This is a genomic window from Alkalicoccobacillus porphyridii (genome assembly GCF_007293315.1).
In the GTDB taxonomy this organism is placed as follows: domain Bacteria; phylum Bacillota; class Bacilli; order Bacillales; family Bacillaceae_D; genus Alkalicoccobacillus; species Alkalicoccobacillus porphyridii.
The window spans coordinates 1-399 of the sequence record NZ_VLXZ01000064.1; the positions used below are offsets into that span (position 1 = coordinate 1).

At 50.1% G+C, this 399-nt stretch carries 1 protein-coding gene; it reads left to right on the top strand.

What is annotated here, in order from left to right; all coding sequences use genetic code 11:
* Positions 1-12: 12 nt before the first annotated feature.
* Positions 13-399, top strand: a 387-nt coding sequence (locus tag FN960_RS23530; protein WP_368854054.1) for a serine dehydratase beta chain, incomplete at its 3' end; no start/stop codon positions are given.

The window sequence follows — 399 nt, forward strand, 5'->3', positions numbered from 1 at the left end:
GGGCGGCTGCCAGTGGCATCTGGTGCGCATATTGTTGATTTTCCTGTAGCAAAGAACATTATCTTCCATCCCGAAATGTTGCCTCGCCATGAGAACGGAATGCGGATCACTGCCTGGAAGGGACAGGAAGAGCTATTAAGTAAAACCTATTACTCTGTCGGCGGCGGGTTTATTGTCGAAGAAGAACACTTCGGCCTGTCGCACGATGTCGAAACGTCCGTACCTTACGATTTCCACTCAGCAGGTGAACTGCTGAAAATGTGTGATTACAACGGCCTGTCTATATCTGGTCTGATGATGCACAACGAGCTAGCGCTGCGCAGCAAAGCGGAAATTGACGCCGGTTTTGCCCGTATCTGGCAAGTGATGCATGACGGTATTGAACGTGGGATGAACACT